The organism is Arthrobacter sp. TJ-254 (genome assembly GCF_058269175.1).
Genome location: NZ_JBZCNF010000002.1, coordinates 182,862 through 205,193, shown reverse-complemented (window position 1 = coordinate 205,193; position 22,332 = coordinate 182,862). Strand labels below are relative to the sequence as shown.

The 22,332-nt window shown below is 65.6% G+C and carries 22 protein-coding genes and 1 pseudogene; 11 read left to right on the top strand and 12 right to left on the bottom strand.

All coding sequences use genetic code 11. From position 1 onward, the window contains the following. Positions 1–39 precede the first annotated feature (39 nt). From AC4D14_RS06000 to AC4D14_RS05990, 3 genes are all read left to right on the top strand, one after another. Positions 40–1,236, top strand: coding sequence for a TerC family protein (locus tag AC4D14_RS06000; RefSeq protein ID WP_490900731.1), 1,197 nt, complete (start codon positions 40–42; stop codon positions 1,234–1,236). Between the two features lie 165 nt (positions 1,237–1,401). Beyond that, a complete protein-coding gene (locus AC4D14_RS05995) occupies positions 1,402–1,977 on the top strand; it encodes an NADPH-dependent F420 reductase (RefSeq protein ID WP_490900729.1) in 576 nt (191 codons plus the stop codon). A 172-nt stretch (positions 1,978–2,149) separates the two neighbouring features. Beyond that, a complete protein-coding gene (locus AC4D14_RS05990) occupies positions 2,150–2,650 on the top strand; it encodes a MarR family winged helix-turn-helix transcriptional regulator (protein ID WP_490900727.1) in 501 nt (166 codons plus the stop codon). Between the two features lie 58 nt (positions 2,651–2,708). On the opposite strand, the gene AC4D14_RS05985 is transcribed toward AC4D14_RS05990, so the two are convergent. The 6 genes from AC4D14_RS05985 to AC4D14_RS05960 all read right to left on the bottom strand — a co-directional run bounded on the left by AC4D14_RS05985 (position 2,709) and on the right by AC4D14_RS05960 (position 8,983). Beyond that, complete coding sequence (locus AC4D14_RS05985) at positions 2,709–3,674, bottom strand: DUF368 domain-containing protein (protein WP_490900725.1); 966 nt, start codon at positions 3,672–3,674, stop codon at positions 2,709–2,711. A gap of 143 nt (positions 3,675–3,817) precedes the next feature. After that, entirely contained in the window at positions 3,818–4,756 is a 939-nt protein-coding gene (locus tag AC4D14_RS05980) for a MurR/RpiR family transcriptional regulator (RefSeq protein ID WP_490900723.1), read from the bottom strand. Positions 4,757–4,889: 133 nt separating this feature from the next. Then, positions 4,890–6,332, bottom strand: a complete 1,443-nt coding sequence (lysA, locus tag AC4D14_RS05975; protein WP_490900721.1) for a diaminopimelate decarboxylase — start codon at positions 6,330–6,332, stop codon at positions 4,890–4,892. A gap of 86 nt (positions 6,333–6,418) precedes the next feature. Further along, entirely contained in the window at positions 6,419–7,249 is an 831-nt protein-coding gene (locus AC4D14_RS05970; RefSeq protein WP_490900719.1) for an amino acid ABC transporter ATP-binding protein, read from the bottom strand. A gap of 2 nt (positions 7,250–7,251) precedes the next feature. After that, the gene (locus AC4D14_RS05965; RefSeq protein WP_490900717.1) at positions 7,252–8,088 is read right to left on the bottom strand and encodes an amino acid ABC transporter permease; all 837 of its coding nucleotides are present in this window, start codon (positions 8,086–8,088) and stop codon (positions 7,252–7,254) included. Positions 8,089–8,161: 73 nt separating this feature from the next. After that, complete coding sequence (locus AC4D14_RS05960) at positions 8,162–8,983, bottom strand: ABC transporter substrate-binding protein (RefSeq protein WP_490900715.1); 822 nt, start codon at positions 8,981–8,983, stop codon at positions 8,162–8,164. Between the two features lie 304 nt (positions 8,984–9,287). On the opposite strand from AC4D14_RS05960, the gene AC4D14_RS05955 reads away from it, so the two are divergent. Next, positions 9,288–9,785 (top strand): winged helix-turn-helix transcriptional regulator, encoded by a 498-nt coding sequence (locus tag AC4D14_RS05955; RefSeq protein ID WP_490900714.1) that lies wholly within the window; start codon positions 9,288–9,290, stop codon positions 9,783–9,785. Next, a complete protein-coding gene (locus AC4D14_RS05950; protein WP_490900713.1) occupies positions 9,782–11,149 on the top strand; it encodes an MFS transporter in 1,368 nt (455 codons plus the stop codon). Before AC4D14_RS05955 ends, AC4D14_RS05950 begins: the two co-directional genes overlap by 4 nt. Before the next feature lie 25 nt (positions 11,150–11,174). On the opposite strand, the gene AC4D14_RS05945 is transcribed toward AC4D14_RS05950, so the two are convergent. The 3 genes from AC4D14_RS05945 to AC4D14_RS05935 all read right to left on the bottom strand — a co-directional run bounded on the left by AC4D14_RS05945 (position 11,175) and on the right by AC4D14_RS05935 (position 14,592). Further along, positions 11,175–12,122, bottom strand: a complete 948-nt coding sequence (locus AC4D14_RS05945; RefSeq protein WP_490900712.1) for a DMT family transporter — start codon at positions 12,120–12,122, stop codon at positions 11,175–11,177. 152 nt (positions 12,123–12,274) lie between these two features. Then, positions 12,275–13,300: a zinc-dependent alcohol dehydrogenase family protein gene (locus AC4D14_RS05940; RefSeq protein WP_490900710.1), complete on the bottom strand. Its 1,026-nt coding sequence runs from the start codon at positions 13,298–13,300 to the stop codon at positions 12,275–12,277. A 17-nt stretch (positions 13,301–13,317) separates the two neighbouring features. Continuing rightward, positions 13,318–14,592 carry a multidrug effflux MFS transporter gene (locus AC4D14_RS05935; protein ID WP_490900709.1) on the bottom strand — a complete coding sequence of 425 codons (1,275 nt, stop codon included), beginning with the start codon at positions 14,590–14,592 and terminating at the stop codon, positions 13,318–13,320. 100 nt (positions 14,593–14,692) lie between these two features. Here AC4D14_RS05935 and AC4D14_RS05930 point away from each other — a divergent pair, with 100 nt between their 5' ends. After that, positions 14,693–15,568, top strand: coding sequence for a helix-turn-helix domain-containing protein (locus AC4D14_RS05930; RefSeq protein WP_490900707.1), 876 nt, complete (start codon positions 14,693–14,695; stop codon positions 15,566–15,568). Positions 15,569–15,739: 171 nt separating this feature from the next. On the opposite strand, the gene aztA is transcribed toward AC4D14_RS05930, so the two are convergent. Beyond that, a complete protein-coding gene (gene aztA, locus AC4D14_RS05925; protein ID WP_490900706.1) occupies positions 15,740–16,420 on the bottom strand; it encodes a zinc ABC transporter ATP-binding protein AztA in 681 nt (226 codons plus the stop codon). A gap of 55 nt (positions 16,421–16,475) precedes the next feature. On the opposite strand from aztA, the gene aztB reads away from it, so the two are divergent. From aztB to aztD, 4 genes are read left to right on the top strand one after another with little or no spacing between them, the layout of a single operon-like run. Beyond that, positions 16,476–17,369, top strand: coding sequence for a zinc ABC transporter permease AztB (gene aztB, locus AC4D14_RS05920; RefSeq protein ID WP_490900705.1), 894 nt, complete (start codon positions 16,476–16,478; stop codon positions 17,367–17,369). Then, on the top strand, positions 17,356–18,612 hold the full coding sequence (locus tag AC4D14_RS05915) for an ABC transporter (protein WP_490900703.1): 1,257 nt from the start codon (positions 17,356–17,358) through the stop codon (positions 18,610–18,612). The genes aztB and AC4D14_RS05915 overlap by 14 nt, the downstream gene beginning before the upstream one ends. 3 nt (positions 18,613–18,615) lie before the next feature. Beyond that, on the top strand, positions 18,616–19,524 hold the full coding sequence (aztC, locus tag AC4D14_RS05910; protein ID WP_490900701.1) for a zinc ABC transporter substrate-binding protein AztC: 909 nt from the start codon (positions 18,616–18,618) through the stop codon (positions 19,522–19,524). 22 nt (positions 19,525–19,546) lie between these two features. Then, a complete protein-coding gene (gene aztD, locus AC4D14_RS05905) occupies positions 19,547–20,800 on the top strand; it encodes a zinc metallochaperone AztD (RefSeq protein WP_490900699.1) in 1,254 nt (417 codons plus the stop codon). A gap of 78 nt (positions 20,801–20,878) precedes the next feature. Here the strand turns inward: aztD and AC4D14_RS05900 are convergent. Together AC4D14_RS05900 and AC4D14_RS05895 are read right to left on the bottom strand one after the other, a co-directional pair. After that, positions 20,879–21,142, bottom strand: a pseudogene (locus AC4D14_RS05900) (zinc-binding dehydrogenase); the annotation flags it as partial. A gap of 37 nt (positions 21,143–21,179) precedes the next feature. Further along, a complete protein-coding gene (locus AC4D14_RS05895; protein WP_490900698.1) occupies positions 21,180–21,707 on the bottom strand; it encodes a carboxymuconolactone decarboxylase family protein in 528 nt (175 codons plus the stop codon). 305 nt (positions 21,708–22,012) lie between these two features. Here AC4D14_RS05895 and AC4D14_RS05890 point away from each other — a divergent pair, with 305 nt between their 5' ends. Beyond that, positions 22,013–22,204 (top strand): hypothetical protein, encoded by a 192-nt coding sequence (locus AC4D14_RS05890; protein WP_490900696.1) that lies wholly within the window; start codon positions 22,013–22,015, stop codon positions 22,202–22,204. Positions 22,205–22,332: the final 128 nt, after the last annotated feature.

Here is a 22,332-nt window from a genome sequence, read left to right as displayed (position 1 = left end):
GCGGAAGGAACCCTGCGCCTGGCAAAGGAGAGACTCCGGATGGATGTACCCACTTCTGTATGGATCGTGACGGTCATTGGGATTGTCGGCCTGCTTGTCTTCGATTTCTTCTTCCACGTCCGCAAGGCCCACACCCCCAGCCTGCGGGAGTCGGCAATCTGGTCCTCCATTTATGTGGGGATCGCCCTGCTGTTCGGGGTGGGCGTGCTGATCTTCGGCGGGCCAACCATGGGAACCGAGTATTTCGCCGGTTATGTCACCGAAAAAGCTCTCTCGGTGGACAACCTTTTCGTGTTCCTGATCATCATGGCCAGCTTTAGGGTGCCGCGTGCGGACCAGCAGAAGGTGCTGCTGTTCGGCATCGTGTTCTCGCTCATCGCCCGCACCGCGTTCATCTTCCTTGGTGCGGCCCTCATCAACTCCTTCGCCTGGGTGTTCTACATCTTCGGGCTGATCCTGCTGCTCACCGCCGGGAACCTGCTCAAGCCGGGCGGCCATGACGCGGACGCCGAACCGGCCATGGTGCGCCTGGCCCGGCGCTTCCTGCCGGCCTCACAGCACTACGACGGCGACAAGCTGTTCACCATCGAGAACGGTAAGCGGGTCCTGACTCCGATGCTGCTGGTCATGATCGCCATCGGCGGAACGGACATCCTTTTCGCCCTGGATTCGATCCCTGCGATCTTCGGCCTGACGCAGAACGTGTTCATCGTCTTCACCGCAACGGCGTTCTCCCTGATGGGCCTGCGGCAACTCTTCTTCCTGATCGACGGCCTCCTGGACCGCCTGATCTACCTCTCATACGGCCTCGCCGTCATCCTTGGCTTCATCGGGGTCAAACTCATCCTTCACGCCCTTCATGAAAACAACCTTCCGTTCATCAATGACGGCGAGAAAGTGCCCGTTGTGGAGGTCAGCACCGGGGTGTCCCTCACGGTCATCTTGGGAGTCCTCGTGGTGACCGTCCTCGCCTCGGTCTACAGCCCCAAGGGCAAGGCCAAGAACGCCGTCTCCGGCGCCAAGCGCCACGCGACGGACTACCTCGACCTCAACTACGAGACGGACATCGTGGAGCGGGAGCGGATCTACGCCAAGCTCTGCGCCGAGGAGCAGGAAATCCGGAAGCTCCCCGAGAAGTACAAGCGCCTGATCCGGAACGAAACCGAATTCATGGACCTCATCCGCAGCGCCCACATCGAGCATGACAAGGCACTCGCCCGCGAGCCCGGCCGGTAGGACCGGGTCTCCCCGACCGATCCGCCGGGACGCGGCGGGTGCCTTGTCATGCCGCACGCCCGCCGACCGGTGGAACGCGCATAGCCCGAAATGGTTGTATCTACAACTAATAACCGGTAGTTTACTTGAAGCATCAACTGATGCGCCAACTCGAAGGAGATCGACATGACCACTGTGAGCATCCTCGGCAGGGGCAACATGGGCCCGGCCATTGCCAGCATCGTCGAAAAGGGCGGCAACACAGTCGAAGTTTTCGGAAGCAGCGACACCGATAAGCCGGTAACGGGCGACATCGTTGTCTTGGCCGTTCCCTACCCCGCCGTCAGCACCGTGCTCGGCCAGCGCAGCGGGCAGCTGGCCGGCAAGGTCGTCGTCGACCTCACCAACCCGATGGATTTCGAGACTTTCGACTCCCTCACGGTGCCCGCGGACTCCTCGGCGACAGCGGAAATCCAGGCCGCGCTTCCTGATTCGCGCGTCATCAAAGCCTTCAACACCAACTTCGCCGCAACGCTGGCCGAGGGCACCGTCGCCGGAGTGCCCACCACTGTGCTGATTGCCGGAGACGACGCTGACGCGAAGTCCCAGCTCGCCGACGTCGTGACCGCAGGCGGACTCAAGGCGATCGATGCGGGCCCGCTGCGCCGCGCCCGGGAGCTGGAAGCGCTCGGCTTCCTGCAGATCACCCTTGCAGCCGGCGAGAAGATCTCCTGGAGCGGCGGCTTCGCCGTACAGGGCTGACACCCCGCCACCGTGGCGATCATTCCCGGAGCGCTGGGCGGCGGCTGTTGCGTCCCGCCGCCCAGCCCGCACCTGCGGGCGAGCGTGGTCTCACTTGTCACCGATACCGCCGAGATGCCACCGGGGCCGACGTCGGGCTCGGCGGTTGACGGTTGTTTGGGAGGATGGCCCTGTGGATACGCTGTGGCTTTCGGATGATGAACTCGCGGCTTGGAAACGGCTTGTGGCCGTGGTCGAGTTGCTGCCAGGGGTGCTTGACTCCCAGCTGCGCCGGGACGCGAACCTTACGCACTTCGACTACTACGTGCTCGCGATGCTCTCGGAAGCCGACGGGGAAACCCTGCGCATGACGACGCTGGCCGCTCAAACCAACGCGACGCTGCCCCGCCTCTCCCACGTGGTGCGGCGCCTGGAGGCCCGGGGCTTGGTGCAGCGGTTCCCCTGCCCCGAGGATGCGCGGGCCACCAATGCCAGGCTGACGAGCGAGGGCCGGCGGAAAGTCGTAGCTACGGCGCCCGGACACGTGGCCAACGTGCGCCAGAACGTCATCGACGCGTTGACCCCGGATCAGCTCTCCCAACTCACGGCGATCACCGACGCAATGCTGCGTCGGATGGATCCGCTCGGCACAATGGCCCCGATGTACCGGCAGGAGAAACCGTCGGTCGGATGACACCCCACTCCGGGCAACGGCCTGCTCCCCACGCCGTGGACGCGGGTTTTGGATGTGGTCAGGGGACCCGTTTCTCCCCGCCAATTTGCACAGCAGTCCGTGTGGTGTGACGGTCCCGCCACCAGAGGAGCAGGACCAGGGCAGCGCCGCCGAGGCAGGCGAGGAGCGGTCCAGCCCACGTTTCGCCGGGCGGCAGGAGCGCGCTGTTCTCCTGCCAAGGCCAAAGTGCCCGCAGTGAACCGAGCATTAGGCCAATGGCCACAAAGAGGGTAGCGCGGCGATGGGCACGTAGGAGGTATGCGAGGACCTGGACCACGGAGACGAGTCCAAGGACCGCACCGGCCACGAAAAGTGCCAGGTAACCGCCGTTCCGCGTGCTGACAGCCTCGAGCGTCGGTTCGTACATGCCGAAGGTCAGCAGAATAAAGGAGCCCGAGAGCCCGGGGAGAGCCAGGGCGCAGACCGCAGCTGCCCCGCTCAGAACCAGAACCCAGCCAGCGGGATCCTCTACCTGCGCCGTGGGCAGGCCCAAGAGCCAGAACACGGCCGAAGCAACCACGAGTACGACGACGGGCCCGACAACTTTGGAGACCGTGGTGGAGGGCCCCGCCTCCCTGCCCATGGTGATCGGCACCAGCAGGCTCGCCGCCACCATCCCGAGGAACAAAGCGCTGGAGATCGTCGGCTGTGTCTCCACGAAGGTGTGCAGCGGTCCGGACAGGATGAACAGAGCCACGAGCATGCCGCCGACCAGCGGCAGAATCAGCGACCACTCAACACCTGCGGACAGGCGTCTGGAACTCCTTCGCTCACGCTTCACCATGACCCGCAGGAGTCCACCGATGAGATGGTTGGCCGAAGAAATCAGGCGGTCGAATACCCCCAGGACGAGCGCGACGGTACCGCCAGAGATTCCCGGAACAAGCTCCACCAGACCGATCAGGGCACCGCGCAACGCGTTGGCGAGGCTCGAACGGACGGAGGTCTTCGGAGGCGTCACAACACCTGAACTCGGGGAAGTCATTGGTTCAACGCTAGCAACTGGGATGGGTCCACTCGACCTCGCTGGGCCTGACCGCTGCTTTCCACCCGATCGATAGGCGATCGTGACCTGATCAGCGGGACTCCAATGTTTCCGCCGCACCGCCGGGTTCACCGAGACCATCCTCAGACCTCTGCGGCCCTTCCCCTGACTGACGTACCCGCCGCGGCTGTCTCCTCGACCTCCTGCCGGTATTCCCAGTGCGGGACCAGTGTGTCAACGAAGGAGCCAAAGCGTTCGAACCTGGCTCGGGAAGAGTCGGACGTCAGGTCGACCACGCGTGACGTCAGGGCTTCCACCACCGCCAGGCTGGACACGTAGGACTCGAATGGCCTCGGAGTTCCCACCGATGCCGGCAGGACCGCACTTGCCACGTCCGCTAAGGGAGACAGCCAGGGGTCGGTGAAGAGGATGAGCTTGGCGCCCTGTTCGACGAGCGATCTTCCAAGCTTTTCGGTCTCGGCCTCATAGCGACGGAAATCGAAAGCAACCGCTGTCGTGCGTTTGTCGGCATCGCAGAGTGCCGCCACACGCCGGGTGCGTGCTTCGTCCACGAATTCAACCCCCGGCCGCAGCTCCTGAAGCATGGCGGACAGGTGCCGGGCCAGGGACGAGCTGAACCATCCGCCGAAGACGAGCACCTTGCGGCGGGGGTCGGCCAGAAGGTTCGCCGCCGCGTTGATGTCCTCGGAGGACAACCGGTTCATTGTGTCGGAGATCGCCGAACTGAGGGTGGCCGAGAAGTCGTGGAGCTCGCTCCCTGCGGCGCTCTGCGCCTCGGGGTACAGCTCGACCGGCGTCGTCACCCGCGCGACCACCTCGACCTTCACCGCCTCCTGGAACTCCGCGTAGGTGCCATAGCCGAGATGGTTGACGAAGCGGATCACTGTGGGCCCGCTCACCTGCGCGAGGCGTGCGAGCTTGGTTGATGATGCGAGCCCGGTGGCGGCCGGCCCGCCGAGCAGGGTCCGAGCCACCTTGCGCTCCGCGGCCGACATCTCGGACAGCTGACGCCGGATGCTTTCGAACACGGGAAGACCCGCGGCCGCTCCCTGGTCGGACATGCCTTACCTCCGTAAATGCATCCGTTCGATGACTGGCCGTGCCGACCGGAACTGGAAGCAATGGTACTTTCCTGCCCCCGCTTCCGGACCGAAAATCAGGAAGGAAAGTGGTGGACTAGACGGCCGGACTTTTTCAGGCCCATATGTCGCGCCGGAAGAGGTCGTCTTCGGTTTCCCCCCGAACGATCAGGCGGGCGCGCCCACCTGAGACGGCGACGACCGGAGGGCGGGGCGTGTAGTTGTAGTTGCTTGAGAGAACCCAGCAGTATGCCCCGGTGCCGGGCACTGCAAGGAGATCCCCGGGTTCGAGATCGGCCGGAAGGTAGGCGTCGCGGACCACGATGTCCCCGCTCTCGCAGTGCCGGCCGACCACCCGGGACAGAACGGGGCCGGCGTCCGAGGTGCGGGAAGCCAGGCTTGCGGAATAGTCGGCACCATACAAGAGGGGGCGCGGGTTATCGCTCATTCCTCCGTCGACGGAGACGTACCGCCGGGGATATATGCCGGATCCGCGCTCGACGTAGTTCGTCTTGAGCGTACCCACCTCGTACAGGGTGAAGGTGGAGCTGCCGACGACAGCGCGGCCGGGCTCAATGGAGATCCTCGGGATCTCAATGCCAAGGTGGGCGCAGGAGTCGGCGACGACGCGGGCCATGGCCCGGGCAACATCCGTGATCTCCTGAGGGTGGTCGGCCTCCGTGTAGGCGATGCCGTATCCCCCGCCCAGGTCGAGTTCCTTCAACACAATGCCGTGGATCCTTCGCATTTCGGCGATGAACTCCAGAAGCCGTTCGGCGGCGAGGGCGAAGCCCTCGGGGGAAAAGATCTGCGAGCCGATGTGGCAGTGAATTCCCAGAAGCTGTACGCCCGGATTGTGCAGGGCCGCGGTTACGGCGGTTTCGGCCGCGGAGACGCGCCCATCGGCAGAGGCCATCGAGAGGCCGAATTTCTGGTCCTCGTGGGCTGTCGCAATGAACTCGTGGGTCTCGGCGTGAACGCCGGGCGTAAGCCGCAGCAGAACAGGAGCAGTGGCGCCCCGCTCCCGGGCGAGTTCTCCCACGCGCGAGAGTTCCTGAAGGCTGTCGACGACGATCCGGCCAACTCCCATGTCGAGCGCACGGACCAGTTCGGCGTCGGACTTGTTGTTGCCGTGCAATCCCAGCTTCAAACCTTCGATGCCGGCACGGGCCGCGAGCGCCAGCTCCCCGCCGGAGCAGGTATCAAGCCGCAGCCCTTCGTCGACCGCCCATCGCGCAACCTCGACACACAGGAATGACTTGCCGGCGTAGTAGACGTCAACCCCGCCGCACAGCGGCTCGAAAGCCTCATTGAACGCCGTGAGGAATGCCCGTGCGCGCCTTCGAAAGTCGTCCTCGGATATGACGTAGGCGGGGGTACCGAATTCGCCTGCCAGTTCCAAGACACCGACCCCGCCCACCTGCAACTCCCCCGATGCCGACCGGCTCACGGTGCTCGCCCAGACCTTGGAGGGGAGGGCATTCAGGTCGGCGGGAGCCCCCAGCCACTGGGGCGCCAGTGGCGACGCAGCCGCCGTCATCGTCTCTTCAATCGTCATGTCTGTTCCTGCCTCGTTCCGGTTCTTGGCAATTCAACGGGCCGCGCGTCCACGCCTGCGGGTATCACCCGGGCGCCGGTCAGGGGTCAGGAAGCCGTGGAAAGCTTCTCCTCTTGGATTACCTCTTCCGCATCGATCACCATCGGGTTGAGAACCCGGTGGAGGAACGACTTCGTGCGGTCTTCCTGCGGGTTGCCGATGACGTCCAGGGCAAGGCCCTGCTCGACGATGTAGCCGCCATCCATGAAGACCACGCGATCGGCCACCTCACGCGCGAAAGCCATTTCATGGGTGACAATGACCATCGTCATTCCTTCATTGGCGAGCGACTTCATGACGGCCAGGACCTCCCCGACGAGTTCGGGGTCAAGTGCCGACGTCGGTTCGTCGAAAAGCATCAGCTCCGGCTCCATCGAAAGTGACCGCGCGATCGCCACGCGCTGCTGCTGGCCTCCCGAGAGCTGAGTCGGGTACGAGTCCTCCTTGTGCGACATGCCGACTCGGTGGAGGTTGAGCCGGGCGGTCGCTATCGCGTCCTCTTTGCGGCGCTTGAGGACCTTGACCTGGGCGACGGTGAGGTTCTCAAGGACGGTCAGGTGCGGGAAGAGGTTGAAGGATTGAAACACCATCCCGATGCGCCGACGGATGCGGTCCAGGTCGGCGTCGGGGTGGGTTACCTCGTCCGGACCGACGAGGACAGTGCCCGACGTCGGGGTTTCGAGCAGGTTCACGCAGCGCAGCAGCGTCGACTTGCCCGACCCGGAGGGGCCGATGATGCAGACGACTTCACCGGGGTTTATCTCGAGGGAGATGTCCTTCAGCACTTCGTTGCCGCCAAAGCTCTTTTTGAGGTTGCGGATCGAGATTGCGTGCGAGCTTGTGGCACCCTCGGGTGCCGGGGTCGATGTGGTGGGCATGATCAGCGTGCTTTCGCGTAGCGGGCTTCGAGCTTGCGCACGAGGCCGGACAGAGGAAGGGTGATCGCCAGGTAGCACAGTGCGGCGACAATCAGGGGGGTGGCGTTCACGGAGCGGTTCAGGAAGTCCTGGGCGAACTTCGTGAGCTCATACTGGGCGGCCGTCACCCCGAGGACATAGACCAAGGATGAGTCCTTGACCAGGAGGATCATCTCGTTGGTGAGCGGCGGTATCACGACCCGGAAGGCCTGCGGGATGACGATCGTCGCCATCGTCCGCGTGTGGCTCATCCCCAGGGTCCGCGCAGCTTCGAACTGTCCCTTTGGCACCGCCTGGATGCCGGCCCGGAAGGTTTCCGCCATGTAGGCGGCCGCAGTGATGCCTAGGCCGACCATCACCATGCCGTACTTGTCTCCGGGGAACTGGAAGCCCGGGAATGCGTTGGGAATGCCGTAGGCCACCATGAAGAGGACGACGAGGGCAGGTACCCCGCGGAAAAACTCGACGTAGGCGGTGGCGAACCACCGATAGGCTGCAACCGAACTCAGCCTCATCATGGCCAGAAGCAGCCCTACGACGAAGGCGAAGACGAAGGCCAACGCCGCGTAAATGATGGTGTTCACAAGCCCGATGAGGATCACCCGCGGGAGCATCCGCTCAAGGATGTCGAACCTTAGGAATGCGGCACTGAAGGTTGCCCAGTCCGTCATGACCGCCAGAAGTGCAATGACGGCGATCCCGATTGCGTATTGAACGCCGAGAGAGACGCGGGCCCTCTGCCGCCGCGTCAGCCGCGGCGTAGCTACCTCTGCAGTGGCGTGCATGGTTTGTGTGCTCATGGTTTCCTCACTGGTGCCTGCGCTTCATAGGGTGTCGGCCCGCGGCGGCAGCTGGCCGCCGCGGGCAGGCAGCTCACTTCTGAGGCACGTCGCCGATCCACTTTTCGAAAATCTGGTCGTACGTGCCGTCGGTCTTGGCCGTAGCAAGGACCTCGTCCACGACCTTCTTGAGTTCCTTATTGCCCAGCTTCATCCCGAGGCCGTACTGCTCGCCGGTATCGAACTGAGCCGAGATGCTTGCCTTGCCGGGGTTGGTCTTCAACGCTTCGGTCCACACGGGCAGGTCATTGATCGCTGCGTCCACCTGGCCGGTCATCAGTGCCTGGGTCAGTGAGGCAAGGTCCTGGAACTCGATGATTTCGCACCCGCACTCGGGGTGTGCCTTTGCGTAGTCGAGGCCGGTGGTGGCCGACTGAGCGCCCAGCTTCTTGCCCTTCAGCTCCTCAAGGGTTTTCACGGTCGAGTTTTCGGGCACCAGAAGGGCCTGGGTTGCATCGAAGTAAGGCTCGGAGAACAGGATGGCTTCCTTCCGGGCATCGGTGATGGTCATACCGGCGGCGGCGATGTCGCACTTGCCGGTGGCCATGTCTTCACCGGACTTAATGCCCTCGAAGGGCGTGTCGACGATGGCTGCTTCGGCACCAAGGCGCTTCGCCACGAGGTTGACCAGGTCGATGTCGAACCCGACCGTCTCTCCGGAATCGTCGTTGACCTGGAAGGGGGCGAACGGAAGGTGGGTGCAGACCGTGAGCTTGCCCGGCGAGACAAGCGAGACCCCGTCCGCAGATCCGGCTGAGGGGTTAGTGGCCGCTGTCGATGCGCTACTGCAGGCGGTTAGTGCTAATGCGCATATGGCGACAAGAGCGGCGAATTTTGGCCTTCCGTGCAACTGCATGGGTCTCCTTAGATAGCGGGCCGGACATGCGTCGGCCTTGGCTTACTGGTTCGGATAGCTGGCCCTCGGAAAGCGGCATCGTCCGGGTGTATCCGCGCTGCCGAGTCCGTAAGCCTGAGCCATACGCCCAAGTGTGGGCGTGGTCACATCCTGCGTGAATTGAGTATGAACTCATTTAGCGACGACTGCAAACGCGGCTCGAAGAATGGTTTGATACAGACCGGTTCCCGGCCCGGGCCGCGCTGCCGGCCGATATGTTCGGCTATCCCTAGCTTTCTCCAAGAAAGCCGCCTAGCATCGGGGGATGCCTTTGCGCTCTGACTGGTCGGCCGACAACTGCCCCCTCGCCCGGAGCCTTGAGGTCCTCGGGGATCCATGGACCCTGCTGATACTGCGGGAGGTCTTTTTCGGCGCGGGCAGGTTCGATGAGATTAAACAGCGAACCGGGATCGCGGACAGCGTGCTGAGCAAGCGTCTTTCGTCTCTCACGGAGGGCGGCATGCTCACGAGGGCTCCCTACGTGGATCACACGGGCCGGACGCGGGACGAGTACCGCCTCACCGAAATGGGCGAAGGATCCCTGCCCGCCCTCAACGCCATGATCCACTTCGCTGAGTTCTACCTCGAAGCTCCTTCCGACCGGGCCCACATGGGGGTCATCCATACGACATGTGGGCAGCCCACCACCAGCGCCGACCGATGCGATCGATGCCGGGAGCCGCTCACCGCAGCCACGACGAGCTGGGTCAGCTACGCCCGCACCGGGGAGCCGGTCCGGCTCGGCACGGCAGCGACCGGATGAAGACACGTTTCCGCAGTGACGCCCCGTCCGCCGGAAGGCGTATCCATCCTGCCTGGATCGTGGCAGGCGTTGCCTTTCTGACACTGGTCGGCGCTGCGGGGTTCCGTGCGGGCCCGTCGGTTCTGATGGTGCCCTTGGAGCAGGAGTTCGGGTGGTCGCGCAGCGTCCTCTCACTGGCCGTAAGCATCAACCTTGTGCTCTTCGGACTGACGGCGCCCTTCGCTGCGGCATTGATGGAGCGGTTCGGTATCCGCAGGGTCACCTCGTGCGCCCTTCTGGTCATCGGATCCGGCAGCGCCCTGTCCGTGTTTGTTCGCGAACCGTGGCAGATCCTCCTGACCTGGGGAGTCCTGATCGGCCTGGGAACCGGGTCGATAGCCCTCGTGTTCGCAGCCACTGTCGCCAACACCTGGTTCGTTCGACACCGCGGACTGGTGATCGGGATCCTCACCGCCGGCAGCGCCGCCGGCCAGCTGGTCTTCCTTCCGATCATCGCGGCACTTGTTGAGGTGTCCAGCTGGCGCACGGCCTCGCTGGTCATCGCCGCCGGGGCGATCGTGGTTGTCCCCCTGGTCCTGCTGTGGCTCCGCAATTCCCCCCAGGAGGTCGGCCTGCTGCCCTACGGCGCGACGGCGGACCCACCCAACTCCTCGCGCCCGGCCGCCCCGGAAACCGCACCGGCTTCGTCCGTCGTCGGGCAGCCGGCGAACGCGGCGGTCCGGGCGGTGGGCGCCCTCAGGACCGCTTCGCGCAGCAGGACGTTCTGGGCGCTGGCGGTCGGTTTCGGAATCTGCGGTGCGACGACGAATGGGCTTATCGGCACCCACTTCATTCCCTCTGCGCACGATCACGGCATGCCGACCACCGTTGCGGCAGGACTCCTGGCCGCTGTGGGAGTTTTCGATATCGTCGGAACCATCGCCTCGGGGTGGCTGACCGACCGTTACAACCCAAAGGTGCTGCTCGCGCTGTACTACCTGTTCCGCGGCGTGAGCCTGTTCGTCCTGCCGGCGCTTCTGGCCGCGACAATCCAGCCCCCAATCATCTTCTTCATCGTCTTCTATGGGCTGGACTGGGTTGCGACCGTGCCGCCCACCGCTGCCATCTGCCGACAGGCCTTCGGGGCCGACGGGGCCGTTGTCTTCGGCTGGGTCTTCGCGGCCCACCAGGTCGGTGCCGCAGCCGCCGCCTTCGCCGCCGGCTACATCCGTGACGCAACCGGCCACTACACCATTGCGTGGCTCGGAGCCGCAATGCTCTGCGCTGTGGCTGCTGTCATCAGCTTCCTCATCCGCAGGGACGGCGAGCACGAGGCGCGGGCCATGAACCAGGAAAGCCCGCACCAGCGGGCACTCGCCGAGTAGCGAGCGAACCGGTTTCCGGCGAGCGCTAGCTTTTGACGGCAGGGTGATCCGCCGTAGGACGCCCGGCCGCTCCCGCTCCGGTCCGCTGTCTGGGTTCCCAGCGGCTGAGGATCACACCGGCAACGATGACCGCAGCGCCCAGGGGCTGGTTCCAGGTGAGGGTTTCTCCGAGAATGAGGATCCCTGCAAGCACCCCAACAACGGGGGTCAGGTAGGTGACGGACGATGCGACCGTGGCTCCCCAACCCGCGATAATCTCCGTGTTCCAGATGTATGCCATGCCGGTGCTTAGGCATCCGAGACCCAGCATCGAGAGGACGATCGGAAGGTCCAGCGCGATGGTCCCGCGGGCGAAGACGGGTGCGGCGATCACCGTCACCAGTGCACCAAGTCCCACCTGAATTAGGGCGACGGAGGGTGCCGGCAACTGGCGGGGACTGATGAACTTCCTCAGCCACACGAACGCGGCGCCGTAACAGAGGGTCGCTCCGAGGCACAGCATCTGCCCACGCAGGCCCGATCCCGACGCGCCCAGGTTCCACACGCCCACAACGACCGCGACGCCCACGAATCCCAGCCCGATTCCCGCTGCTGCCCGAGGTGTCAGCCGCTCCCCGGGCAGGGCCGCAAACGCGATGAGACCCGTGATCAACGGCGTGGTCGCGTTATAGATGCTTGCGAGCCCGGAGGAGATTTCCGTTTCGGCTACGGCAAACAGGGTGAAGGGGACAACGCAAAGGAGCAGGGAGACGACCAAGAGGTGCACCCATATGAGGCCTATCCGCGGCAGGCGGTGTCTTCCCACGCACACGACGACCGCCAGGGTGAGAGCACCCAGCACCAGCCGGCCAAGGACGACCTGCTGCGGCGAAAGACCCTCGAGCGCGATCTTGATGAACAGGAAGCTCAGCCCCCATGCGGTGGCCAGGAGGGCGAATCGCACCGCAAGACCGAGATTGCCGCTTCGCTTCATACGAAGGACTCTATGCGCGCGGCGTCTGACGGGCTGGCGGAAATCAGCCACAACATTTGGTCCATCCCCGGAACGACCTCACCCCCGTCGGCCCGGGGGCCAACCCGTCGACCTTCCCGGGTTCCTCCCTGCAGCGATGAGGCGCCGATGAATCAGGTTGTCGTGAGCAGGACCTTGGTGGCGCGGCGCTCGTCCATCGCCCGGTACCCCTCGGCTGCCTTTTCGAGCGGCAAAGTGAGATCAAAGACTTTCCCCGGGTTGATCTGTCCGCTCATGATGAGTTCGATGAGTTCGGGCAGGAACCGGCGGACGGGGGCGGGCCCGCCGTGCAGGTGGACACCGGAGAAGAACAGTTCCTCGCCGGGCAGTTCGACGTCGTGGGCCACACCCACATAGCCGACGTGGCCTCCGGCGCGGGCCGATCGGATGGCCTGCATCATCGACTCCTGCGTCCCGACCGCCTCGATGACCGAGTGGGCGCCGAGCCCGCCGGTCATTTCCTTGATCCTCGCCACGCCCTCATCGCCGCGTTCGGTGACGACGTCTGTGGCGCCGAAGGTGCGGGCGAGGGCCTGCCTGTCTGCGTGCCGGCTTATGGCAATGATGCGCTCCGCGCCCAGCCGCTTGGCGGCGAGGATGCCAAGCAGTCCAACCGCGCCGTCACCCACGACGGCGACGGTCTTCCCCGGCCCGGCCTCGGCCGCAACAGCGGCGAACCAGCCGGTTCCAAGGACGTCGGAGGCGGCCAGCAGGCTGGGGATCTGCTCGGCGGTGGGCTCGGTCGGGGTGGCGACGAGCGTGCCGTCCGCCCATGGGACTCGGAGGCGTTCTGCCTGGGTTCCAAGGGCGCCCATGATCACGGCGTGCACACAGCGGCTCTGGTACCCGGCCCGGCAGATCTCGCAGGTGTTGTCCGAGGCGAAGAAGGAACCGACAACGAAATCACCAACGTTGATGTTCTTCACCTCGCTGCCGATTTCCTCAACGACGCCCACGTACTCGTGTCCCATCGGTGTTGGGCCATTGAGCGCTTCGATGCCACGGTACGGCCACAGGTCCGAGCCGCAGATGCACGCGGCGCTGACACTGATGATCGCGTCGGTTGGGTCGATGATGCTCGGGTTTTCGCGCTCTTCGACCCGGACGTCGCCGGGGGCGTACATGATGACTCCGCGCATGGGATGTGCTCCTTCTTTCAGGGGGAAATGATTCGATCAACAAGCGGATTGGCCGTTGAGGATGAGGACGCAGGGTCGGGGTCGGTCCGGCGGAAAATCAGTGCCACATAAGCGGCCACGGACAGGGCAACCGCCACGACCGTGATGACGCCCAACGGAAGCAGCATTGCCGCACCCGCGATGCCGACCAGAGGTGCGGAGACGGCGCCGAACGCGAAGCGGGCCATACCCAGCAGCGACGACGCGGTCCCTGCAATCCGCGGGTATCCGCTCAGCGCGAGGGTGGTGGCGGGCGGAGTTGTGACAGCGACTCCGCTGACCAGGATCAGCAGGGACAGGATGACAGCGATCAACGGCAGCCTGAAGAGGCCCGCCGCAAGCAGGCCCAGTGCTCCCACCGCGCACATGCCCAGACCGGTCACCAGCGTTCCCTGCAAGCCCCACCGCGCGGAAGTGCGCCCGGCGATGTAACCGAAGACCATGAACCCGGCGGAGTTCAGCCCGAAAGCCAGCGCGTACTGCTGCGGCGACAGGGCGTACATGCCCTGCAGCACGTAGGTCGCTCCACTGAGATAAGCGAAAAGGGCCGCGTTGACGAAGCCCTGGAGGAGGACAGCACCAAGGAAAACCCGGTCGGAGAGCAGGACGTGGAAATCCCGCAGGGTCTGCAATCCTCCCCCGCTCATCCGCGCCGCGGGAGGCAGCGTTTCACGGAACCCGAGCAGGATCGCCGAGAGGATCGCCACGCCAACTGCCGCAAGGAACAGGAACAGTCCGCGCCAGTCGGTGAAGGTCGCCAGCTGGCCTCCCAGCAGCGGCCCGATGATGGCGGCGAACCCGCTTAGGACAGTGACTCGGCTGTAGTAGCGGAGGAGCGCATCACCGGAGTACAGGTCGCGGCCGGCGGCCTGGGCGATGACGATACCGACCCCGCCTGCCAGCCCCTGCACAAGACGGGCGAGAATCAAAAGTTCAACGCTTGGGCTCACCGCGCACAGGACCGAGGTGGCTATGTACGCGACCAGCCCGGTCAGGAGCGGTACTCGACGGCCGAACCGGTCGGACAACGGACCGGCGACCAACTGCCCGAGGGCGAGGCCGATCAGGCAGGCCGTCACGGTCAGCTGCGCCATCGACGCGGCAGCATCAAGCTCGGTCGTCAGCGCGGGAAGTACCGGCAGGTACAGGTCCATGGAGATGGGACCGAAGATCGTCAGCAGAAGCAGCAGCGCCGGCAGGAGCCGATCGGCGGTGCCCGGGCTTGACCGCAGGGATGGGGAAGAAATAACCACGCCACCAGTCAATCCCGGCAGGCCGGAACCGGGGAGTCCCTATTGAGAGGTGTACTGAGAGAGCACCCCGCCCCGTAGTCTCCGCCCTACCCTAGGAAGCATGGATAACCGAGCCGAGGTCCGCGACTTCCTCATGTCGCGCCGTGCCAAAGTCACACCCGAGGCGAGCGGCCTGCTGCCCGGGCCAAACCGGCGCGTGCCGGGGCTCAGGCGCACGGAAGTCGCACTCCTCGCCGGCGTGAGCGTCGAGTACTACTCGAAGCTGGAACGCGGGGCGATCGCCGGCGCATCCTCGTCGGTGCTCGACGCGGTATCCCGCGCGCTGCAACTCGACGAAACCGAACGGGCGCACCTTCTCGACTTGGCGCGCGCCGCTGACGGGGTACCCGCCGCTGGCCGGCCACGACGCCGCACCACGAAACAGCCGCCGGCACGTCCCAGCCTTCAATGGGCTCTCGACGCGGTCACCGAGGGCATCGCGTTCGTCCGCAACCAGCACCAGGATCTGCTCGCGACGAACCTTCTGGGCCGTGCCTTCTACTCTCCCCTGATTGGCGAGGGAGGACCGACCCCGAACCTGGCCCGGTTCCAGTTCCTCGACCCCGCATCCCGGGCCTTCTACCCCGACTGGGACGCCTTCGCTGCGATGTGTGTGGCCATTATGCGCGCCGAGGCCGGCCGTGACCCCCACGACCGCGCGATGCAGGACCTCGTTGGGGAACTTTCCACACGCAGCGAAACCTTCCGCACCCTTTGGGGAGCCCACGACGTGCGGACCCACGGCACCGGAACCAAACGGTTCCGCCATCCGATCGTCGGTGAACTCAGTCTCGCCTACGAGGAACTTGTGTTGACGGCTGAGCCCGGCCTGGTCTTCATGATCTACACCGCCGAACCGGGGTCGCGCTCGGCCGAAGGGCTGAGGCTGCTCGCGTCCTGGGCCGCCGAGCGGCAGCCGGCAGTCCCCGAGCGCTGACCCGGATCCTGCGCCGGGAGCCAGGCGAGCGCGAGCTGGCCCGGCGTCAGGCCGAGGTCCTGGCCCCTCGTCCGAACGGAGCGAACCGGTCGTTTTTCGTCGTGATGTTCTCCTCCGGGAAACGGGGTGCGTTCTGTTGATGAACAGCTGCAAGAGGGCCTGCAGCGTGGTTTACGCGGGTACGACCCGGCCGCCGTTCAGGCGTATCACCTGGTCTGCCGCTTCAAGGGCGGCTCCGTCGTGGGACACGCACACGACCGTCGTTCCGCGCCGCTTTTCGCTGCGCAGGATGCGGGCGACCCGATCCTGCGCTTCCGCATCCAGCCCCGTGGTGGGCTCGTCCAGAAGGATCAGGCCCGCTCTTTGAGCCAGGCCCTGGCCGAGGAACGCGCGCTGCCGCTGCCCGCCGGAGAGGGTCCGGAGCGCTCGATGCTCGTAGCCGGCAAGGCCGACCAGCTCGATGCACTCGGCGATGATCCGCCGGTCGTCCACGCGCAGCGGCCGCCACAGTCCCGCCGGTGCCCAACGGCCCAACGTGACGACGTCCCGCACCGTAAGGGGCACCCTGTCGGGCACTTCACTGCGCTGCACCACGAGGGCGGTGCGGCGCCGCGGTGGAAGCAGGACCCTTCCGTGCCGCGGGCGCAGTAGTCCGGCAAGGACACCCAGCAGGGTCGATTTACCTGAACCGTTCGGGCCGGCCACAACGGTGATCGTGCCGCTCCCGATTCTCGCGGACACACCGCGCAGGACATCCACTCCGCCGTGGTCGAACCACACGTCATCAAGCACAAGGTCCGCCGAGGGATGTCGCGGCCGGCAGGCAAATCCGGAGGGAAAAGGGAAGCGCATCCCGTCACCGTACCATGTTGCGAATGATTCTCATTTTCGTTTAGGGTCGGTGATCGTGACCCTCCTTACCGAACCCTTTGCCGCTGATTTCATGGGCCGTGCCCTTGCCGGCGGAATCCTGTGCGCGGTGATCTGCGCGGTGGTGGGGACCTGGGTCGTGATCCGGGGCATGGCCTTCCTCGGTGAAGCGATGGCCCACGGAATGCTGCCCGGGGTGGCCGCGGCAACCCTGGCCGGCATCCCGGTGGTCATCGGGGCGGCCGGCAGCGCTGTGGTGATGAGCATCGGTGTCAGCCTGCTCGCCCGCCGCGGCCGGCTGTCCCACGACACCAGCATTGGACTCCTCTTCGTCGGAATGCTCGCCGGCGGGGTGATCCTCATCTCGCATTCGCGCAGCTTCGCCACCGATGCCACTGCCATCCTCTTCGGGGACATCCTGGCCATCAGTGGCACCGAGCTCGTGATGCTCGGCGGCGCACTGGGTGTGACGGTGCTCACCGCGGTCCTCTTCCACCGCTCCTTCGTTGCGCTCGTCTTCGACCCGCGCGTCGCTCAGGTCATGGGTCTCCGGCCCCGCCTCGCGCAGATGCTGCTGGTGGGGTTGGTGACCCTGGCGGTTGTCGCCTCCTACCAGGCGGTCGGCGCGCTGCTCGTCATCGGGCTCCTGCTGGCCCCTGCCGTCGCCGCGTCCGCCTGGACCCACCGGATCCCGACCACGATGGTGCTCGCAGCACTGGTGGGCGGCGTCTCGGTCCTGTGCGGGCTGCTCATCTCCTGGTACTACGGCACCGCCGCCGGTGCCTCGATCGCCCTCACGGCGGTCACCTCGGCGGCGCTCTCCAACATCGCCCACGCCCTGGAACAACCGCTGCGGCGTCGTCCGGTTGTCGAAGACGCAGCCTCCCCCTCCTGCCACGCTACCCAGGAAGTCATCCGTGCGACCGCATAACAAGCTCATCATCCCCGTATCCCTGCTCGCCCTTGCCTTACACGGGTGCTCAGCCCCCGAAGCGCCCCGTACGGCACCCGCTACACCCGCTACACCCGCGGAATCATCCGCCGGCGAGGGGCATGGCACCCTCGTTGGGGCGAGCGAGGAAGCGGAGCCTCAGCTCCACCTCCTGACGGTCAACCCGGCCGGCTCCGTCGACATGCTCGAACTGGCCACCGAATCGTGGAAGGCCGCCGGGTCCGTGCGGGACGTCAGCTCGATCGCTACCGACGGCAGGTATGTCTTCGCCTCCTCCGCCGATAACGGCACAGTGACCGTTGTCGACAGTGGGGTGTGGACCTGGGACCACGAGGATCACTTCCACTACTACAGCTCGGAGCCGCGGACGCTGGGAACAGTCCCTGGTGAAGGGGAAGCGGTCGTGTCACCCGGAACGTCCGGCACGGGCGTCTATTTCCCGGCTACCGGACGAGGAGTGGTGCTGGACAACGAGGGTCTTGCCGACGGTGAAGTGCGTCAACGAATTGAGCTGGCCGGTGAACCGCACGAGGGCATGCTTGTGCCGCTCGCAAAATTCACCCTGGCGACAGTACCCGGACCCGGCGGCACGACTGCCGGGGTCCGGGCCTACGACGTGGACGGCTCCCCGCTCGACGGCTCAGAGGCCGAATGTGCTGATGCGCGCGGCACCATCACGACGCCGGTAGGCGCGGTGATCGGCTGCGCCGACGGCGCCCTCCTCGCCACCGCCGGCGAGGCCTCGGTCACCTTCGAGCGCATTCAGTATCCCGCCGGGACAACCGCCGCAAGAGCCACCGAATTCCGGGCACGGGAAGGCCGGCCAACAGTCGCCGCCGTCGCAGGAACCGAAGGGGCATGGCTCCTCGATACGCGCGAACGCACCTGGCAGTTGCTTCAAACGGACGTACCGCTGCTGCAGGTCTCGGCGGTGGATGACAGGGACGGACATGTGGTGGCCCTGTCCGCCGACGGGCGGGTCCTCGTGCTGTCCGCCGAAACCGGGGCCACCCTCTCCGCGACCGGGCCGCTCCTGCCCGAAACCCTCTCCGCTTCCGAGCTGCCCGCAGGGGTCGAGCTGATCGTCGACCAACACCGCGCCTACCTCAATGCGCCGGCCGAACGGCAACTGCACGAGATCGATTTCGCCGACAAGGCTCGCCTCGCCCGCTCCTTCGAGGCGCCCTCCAATCCCCGGTTCCTCGCCGAGACGGGACGGTAGACGATGCTCCGCCGCCTGCTTCCATCCGTGCTCGCAGCAACCACCATGCTGGCCGCAGCCGGCTGCTCCCCATCGGGTCCCGACCGCCCGCTCATCGTTGTCACTACGAACATCCTTGGTGACGTTGTCGAAAACGTGGTGGGTGACGACGTGGAGGTCCACACGCTGATGCAGCTCAACGCCGACCCCCACTCCTTCGAGATCTCGGCTCAGGAAGGAGCGATGCTGCGCGGCGCCGACCTCATCGTCGCGAACGGCCTCGGGTTGGAAGAAGGCCTGCAGAAACACATCGACAGCGCGTCGGCGGCCGGGGTGCCCGTGCTGGCGGCCGGCGACGTCATCGATGCTCTCGACTTCAACGAAGGCGGCGCAGCATCCGCCGACCCCCACTTCTGGACCGACCCGACGCTGGTGATCGAGGTGGTCGATGAGATTGAACACCGCGTAACGGCGCTCGACGGCGTCGACAGCGCCTCAATCGGCCCGGCCGCCCAGGCTTACCGGGCCGAACTGCGCGCGCTCGACGAGTACATGGCGACCTCCTTCGCGGCCATCCCGGCGCAGCGGCGGAACCTTGTGACGAACCACCATGTCTTCGGGTACCTGGCGCACCGGTATGACTTCCGGATCATCGGCGCGGTCATTCCGGGAGGCACCACGCTTGCATCACCGAGCGCATCCGACCTCAGGGAACTGATTTCCGCCATCGAGGAAGCCAAGGTGGGCACGATCTTCGCTGAGTCGTCCCAGCCCGACCGGCTCGTCCAGGTCCTCGCGGACGGCGCGGACATCGACGTGGCCGTCGTTGAACTGTTCACCGAATCATTGACGGGCCCTGGAGAGGGCGCCGAGTCCTACCTCACCATGATGCGTGCCAACGCGGAGCGCATCTCCACCGGTCTCTCACGCTGAGCGGCCCGACCCGAAGGAAACCATGAAGACCGACCAATCGCGCCACGCCCGTTCCCGGCGTGTTGTTCTGGCCGCCGCCGCCACCTCCTCCGCCCTGCTGATCTCCGCCTGCGGATCCACGGCCGGTCAGAAGCCGGGCGCAGCAGGTTCGGCCGATACGTCGCCGGCAGCTGCCTCCTCGCCGGCGCCCCGTCTTGCGCTCACATACGACGGCGGGATCGCCATCCTCGACGGAGCCTCCCTTGCACTTCGGGGCAGCCTGCCTGTCGAAGGGTTCACCCGGCTCAACCCGGCAGGGGACGGCCGTCATGCCCTGGTCACGACATCGAATGGCTTCCAGGTGCTCGACACCGGCACCTGGACGGACGCCTCCGGATCACACCAGAGCGAACCCGCACTGACCGATCTTGTGTTCGACGCCGACAAGGCGGGCCACGTGGTGCACCACGGCGACAAGACCGTCTTGTTCGCGGACGGCACCGGTGAAACCACCATCTTCACCACCAACGACCTGCTCCACGCCGGGGACACCCTGCCCGAGACGGAGGTCGTCCCAGCCGAAGAAGCCCACCACGGGGTATCGATTGTGCTCGAAGGCGGCACGCTGCTCACCACGGTGGGCGACTCGGAAAGCCGTTCCGGAATCCGGGTGCTCGACGCCGACCGTACCGAAGTCGCCCGGAACGACGAGTGTCCGTCCATCCACGGCGAAGGCACTGCGGCCAACGAGGTCACCGTCTTCGGGTGCAGCAACGGCGTGCTCGTCCACGATTCCGGCAAGATCACGAAAATCGCGGCCCCCGACGAATACGGACGCATGGGCAACGCCTACGTCACCGGCACCAGTCCGATCGCCGTCGGTGACTACAACTCCGACCCCGACGCCGAAGGCTACCTCCTGACCGAGCTCGCCCTCATCGACACGGCTGCGAAGACAATGAACGTCATCGACCTGCCCGACGGCGTCGGATACACATGGCGCGACGTCGCACGCGGCCCCAAGGGCGAAATCCTCGTCCTAGGCACGGACGGCTCCCTCCACACCATCGATGAGGAGTCCGGTGAAATCACCGCTTCCCTGCCGGTCATCGACGCGTGGGAGGGTCCAACCGAATGGCAGGATCCCCACCCCGCGCTGACCGTGCTCGATCGGACGGCCTATGTGACCGAGCCCGCAACGAAGAGGGTCCACGCCGTCGACCTCTCAACTGGAACCATCACCTCTTCGACGGAGCTCCCCGGTGTTCCCAACGAGATCACGGTGGTCGAAGGCTGACTGCCGGCCCTCCCGTTAGCGCCACCACAGGCGGTGCTAACGGTGGGTCCGAAAGGGACCCGGCGGCAGCAGCGAAGGTCATTCCTTGACGACCAGGACCGTCCTTCCGGGCCTGCCAAGGCGCGGCCCCTCATCGTAGGCCCGGCGTCCCTCGGCCAGCGGGTAGACCGCTGCCACGGTGGAGCGCAGTTCGCCCGAGTCGAGCAGGCCCGCGATGGTCTCCAGCTGCCCGCCATCCGGGGTGACGATGAAGAACTTCGCCTCGATCTTGCACCCCTTGGTCAGGGATTCGTCGACGGGCCCGCCCAGTGTGATCAGCCGAGCCCCGTCGCCGGGGCTGCGGCAGCTGTCGGGCGCGGCAGCACCTGCTCCGGGCGGCCTATGGGGCGACGGGGTATGCGCTGCTGATCGCGATGCGGTTGTAGCTGTTGATGACCATCGCCACCCACGTCACAGCTGACACCTGGCCCGGAGTCAGATGGGCGACGGCGGACTCGTACAGGCCCGTAGTGCGGTGGGAGTCCTCAATCAGCGTGATGTACTCGGTCAATGCCAGGGCTGAGCGCTCCTGCTCGTCGAAGTAACCGCTCTCCCGCCACGCCGGCAGCACGCTCAGCCGCTCATGGCTCTCGCCCTTCGCCAGGGCGTCCATCGTGTGGATTCGCAGGCAGAACGCACACCCGTTGATCTGGGAAGCACGGAGCTTGACCAGCTCGAGCAGCAGCGGGGACAGGCCCTCCGCGAGCGCGGTCTTATCCGCCAGCTTCGCCACAGTCGCCAGTGCCCCGTAGAGCTCCGGGTGCGTCGCTCCGACATTCGTCCGCATGGTGTTGTCCTTCATCGTCATTGTGGCCGTTCCTTCGATCATCGGGTGTTCCAGCGCTTGTTCCTGCGCTGGTTCCACCATCGCCCCAAAGCACCTGATTGGACGACGAAATGGGACGAAATGGCACCGATCGTTCCACCGTTGTCGCCACGCGGCGATACCCGACGGCCCGGGGCCGACCCCCATTGTGGAGTCGGAAACTCTTGACACCTGTTGGAGAGCGAGGACGATCAGACAAACAGGACCTGAGGCGCAAGACCTGACCGGAGGACGAGATGACAGCGAGCGATGCGGGACCGAGCGATCCTGTTCGGCTCCAGGTGGTTGCCTATCCGTCACTGGAGCAGGATCCCGCTTCATGCATTCCAGGAGATCCCGCTTCCGGGATGCCGGTCGAGCCCGGCACCATTGCATCGCTCTTCAGGGCGGACGGGGGCGGCCGGCCGCGGTACGACGATCCGGACGTGCTGCGCGCCGGTGGATCAGGGCAGACCTACGCCGGCGTCGCCGAGCCGGGTCCGCCCCTCGAACCGCCAGGCGCGTTCGACCACGGCCATGCAATCGCCGACGGCGAATAGGGCCGGAACGGTCAACGCGACGCAGCATCATCGCAACGGCGGCCCGTCACCTCTTCGCAGGGCCGCTGTGCAGACCTTCCAGTTTGCGGTCAGCCACTCAAAGACATGTAACAACTCCATCCAATATC

Coding starts and splice junctions, on each gene's coding strand:
- aztA (WP_490900706.1), bottom strand. CDS start 16,420: ATGCGCTTCCCTTTTCCCTCCGGATTTGCCTGCCGGCCGCGACATCCC.
- AC4D14_RS05945 (WP_490900712.1), bottom strand. CDS start 12,122: ATGAAGCGAAGCGGCAATCTCGGTCTTGCGGTGCGATTCGCCCTCCTG.
- AC4D14_RS05940 (WP_490900710.1), bottom strand. CDS start 13,300: ATGCGCGGAGTCATCATGTACGCCCCCGGCGACGTCCGGGTCGAAGAG.
- AC4D14_RS05985 (WP_490900725.1), bottom strand. CDS start 3,674: ATGACTTCCCCGAGTTCAGGTGTTGTGACGCCTCCGAAGACCTCCGTC.
- lysA (WP_490900721.1), bottom strand. CDS start 6,332: ATGACGATTGAAGAGACGATGACGGCGGCTGCGTCGCCACTGGCGCCC.
- AC4D14_RS05895 (WP_490900698.1), bottom strand. CDS start 21,707: ATGGTGGAACCAGCGCAGGAACAAGCGCTGGAACACCCGATGATCGAA.
- AC4D14_RS05980 (WP_490900723.1), bottom strand. CDS start 4,756: ATGTCCGACCAGGGAGCGGCCGCGGGTCTTCCCGTGTTCGAAAGCATC.
- aztD (WP_490900699.1), top strand. CDS start 19,547: ATGAAGACCGACCAATCGCGCCACGCCCGTTCCCGGCGTGTTGTTCTG.
- AC4D14_RS05965 (WP_490900717.1), bottom strand. CDS start 8,088: ATGAGCACACAAACCATGCACGCCACTGCAGAGGTAGCTACGCCGCGG.
- AC4D14_RS05950 (WP_490900713.1), top strand. CDS start 9,782: ATGAAGACACGTTTCCGCAGTGACGCCCCGTCCGCCGGAAGGCGTATC.
- AC4D14_RS05930 (WP_490900707.1), top strand. CDS start 14,693: ATGGATAACCGAGCCGAGGTCCGCGACTTCCTCATGTCGCGCCGTGCC.
- AC4D14_RS05970 (WP_490900719.1), bottom strand. CDS start 7,249: ATGCCCACCACATCGACCCCGGCACCCGAGGGTGCCACAAGCTCGCAC.
- AC4D14_RS05960 (WP_490900715.1), bottom strand. CDS start 8,983: ATGCAGTTGCACGGAAGGCCAAAATTCGCCGCTCTTGTCGCCATATGC.
- AC4D14_RS05995 (WP_490900729.1), top strand. CDS start 1,402: ATGACCACTGTGAGCATCCTCGGCAGGGGCAACATGGGCCCGGCCATT.
- AC4D14_RS05955 (WP_490900714.1), top strand. CDS start 9,288: ATGCCTTTGCGCTCTGACTGGTCGGCCGACAACTGCCCCCTCGCCCGG.
- AC4D14_RS06000 (WP_490900731.1), top strand. CDS start 40: ATGGATGTACCCACTTCTGTATGGATCGTGACGGTCATTGGGATTGTC.
- AC4D14_RS05890 (WP_490900696.1), top strand. CDS start 22,013: ATGCCGGTCGAGCCCGGCACCATTGCATCGCTCTTCAGGGCGGACGGG.
- aztC (WP_490900701.1), top strand. CDS start 18,616: ATGCTCCGCCGCCTGCTTCCATCCGTGCTCGCAGCAACCACCATGCTG.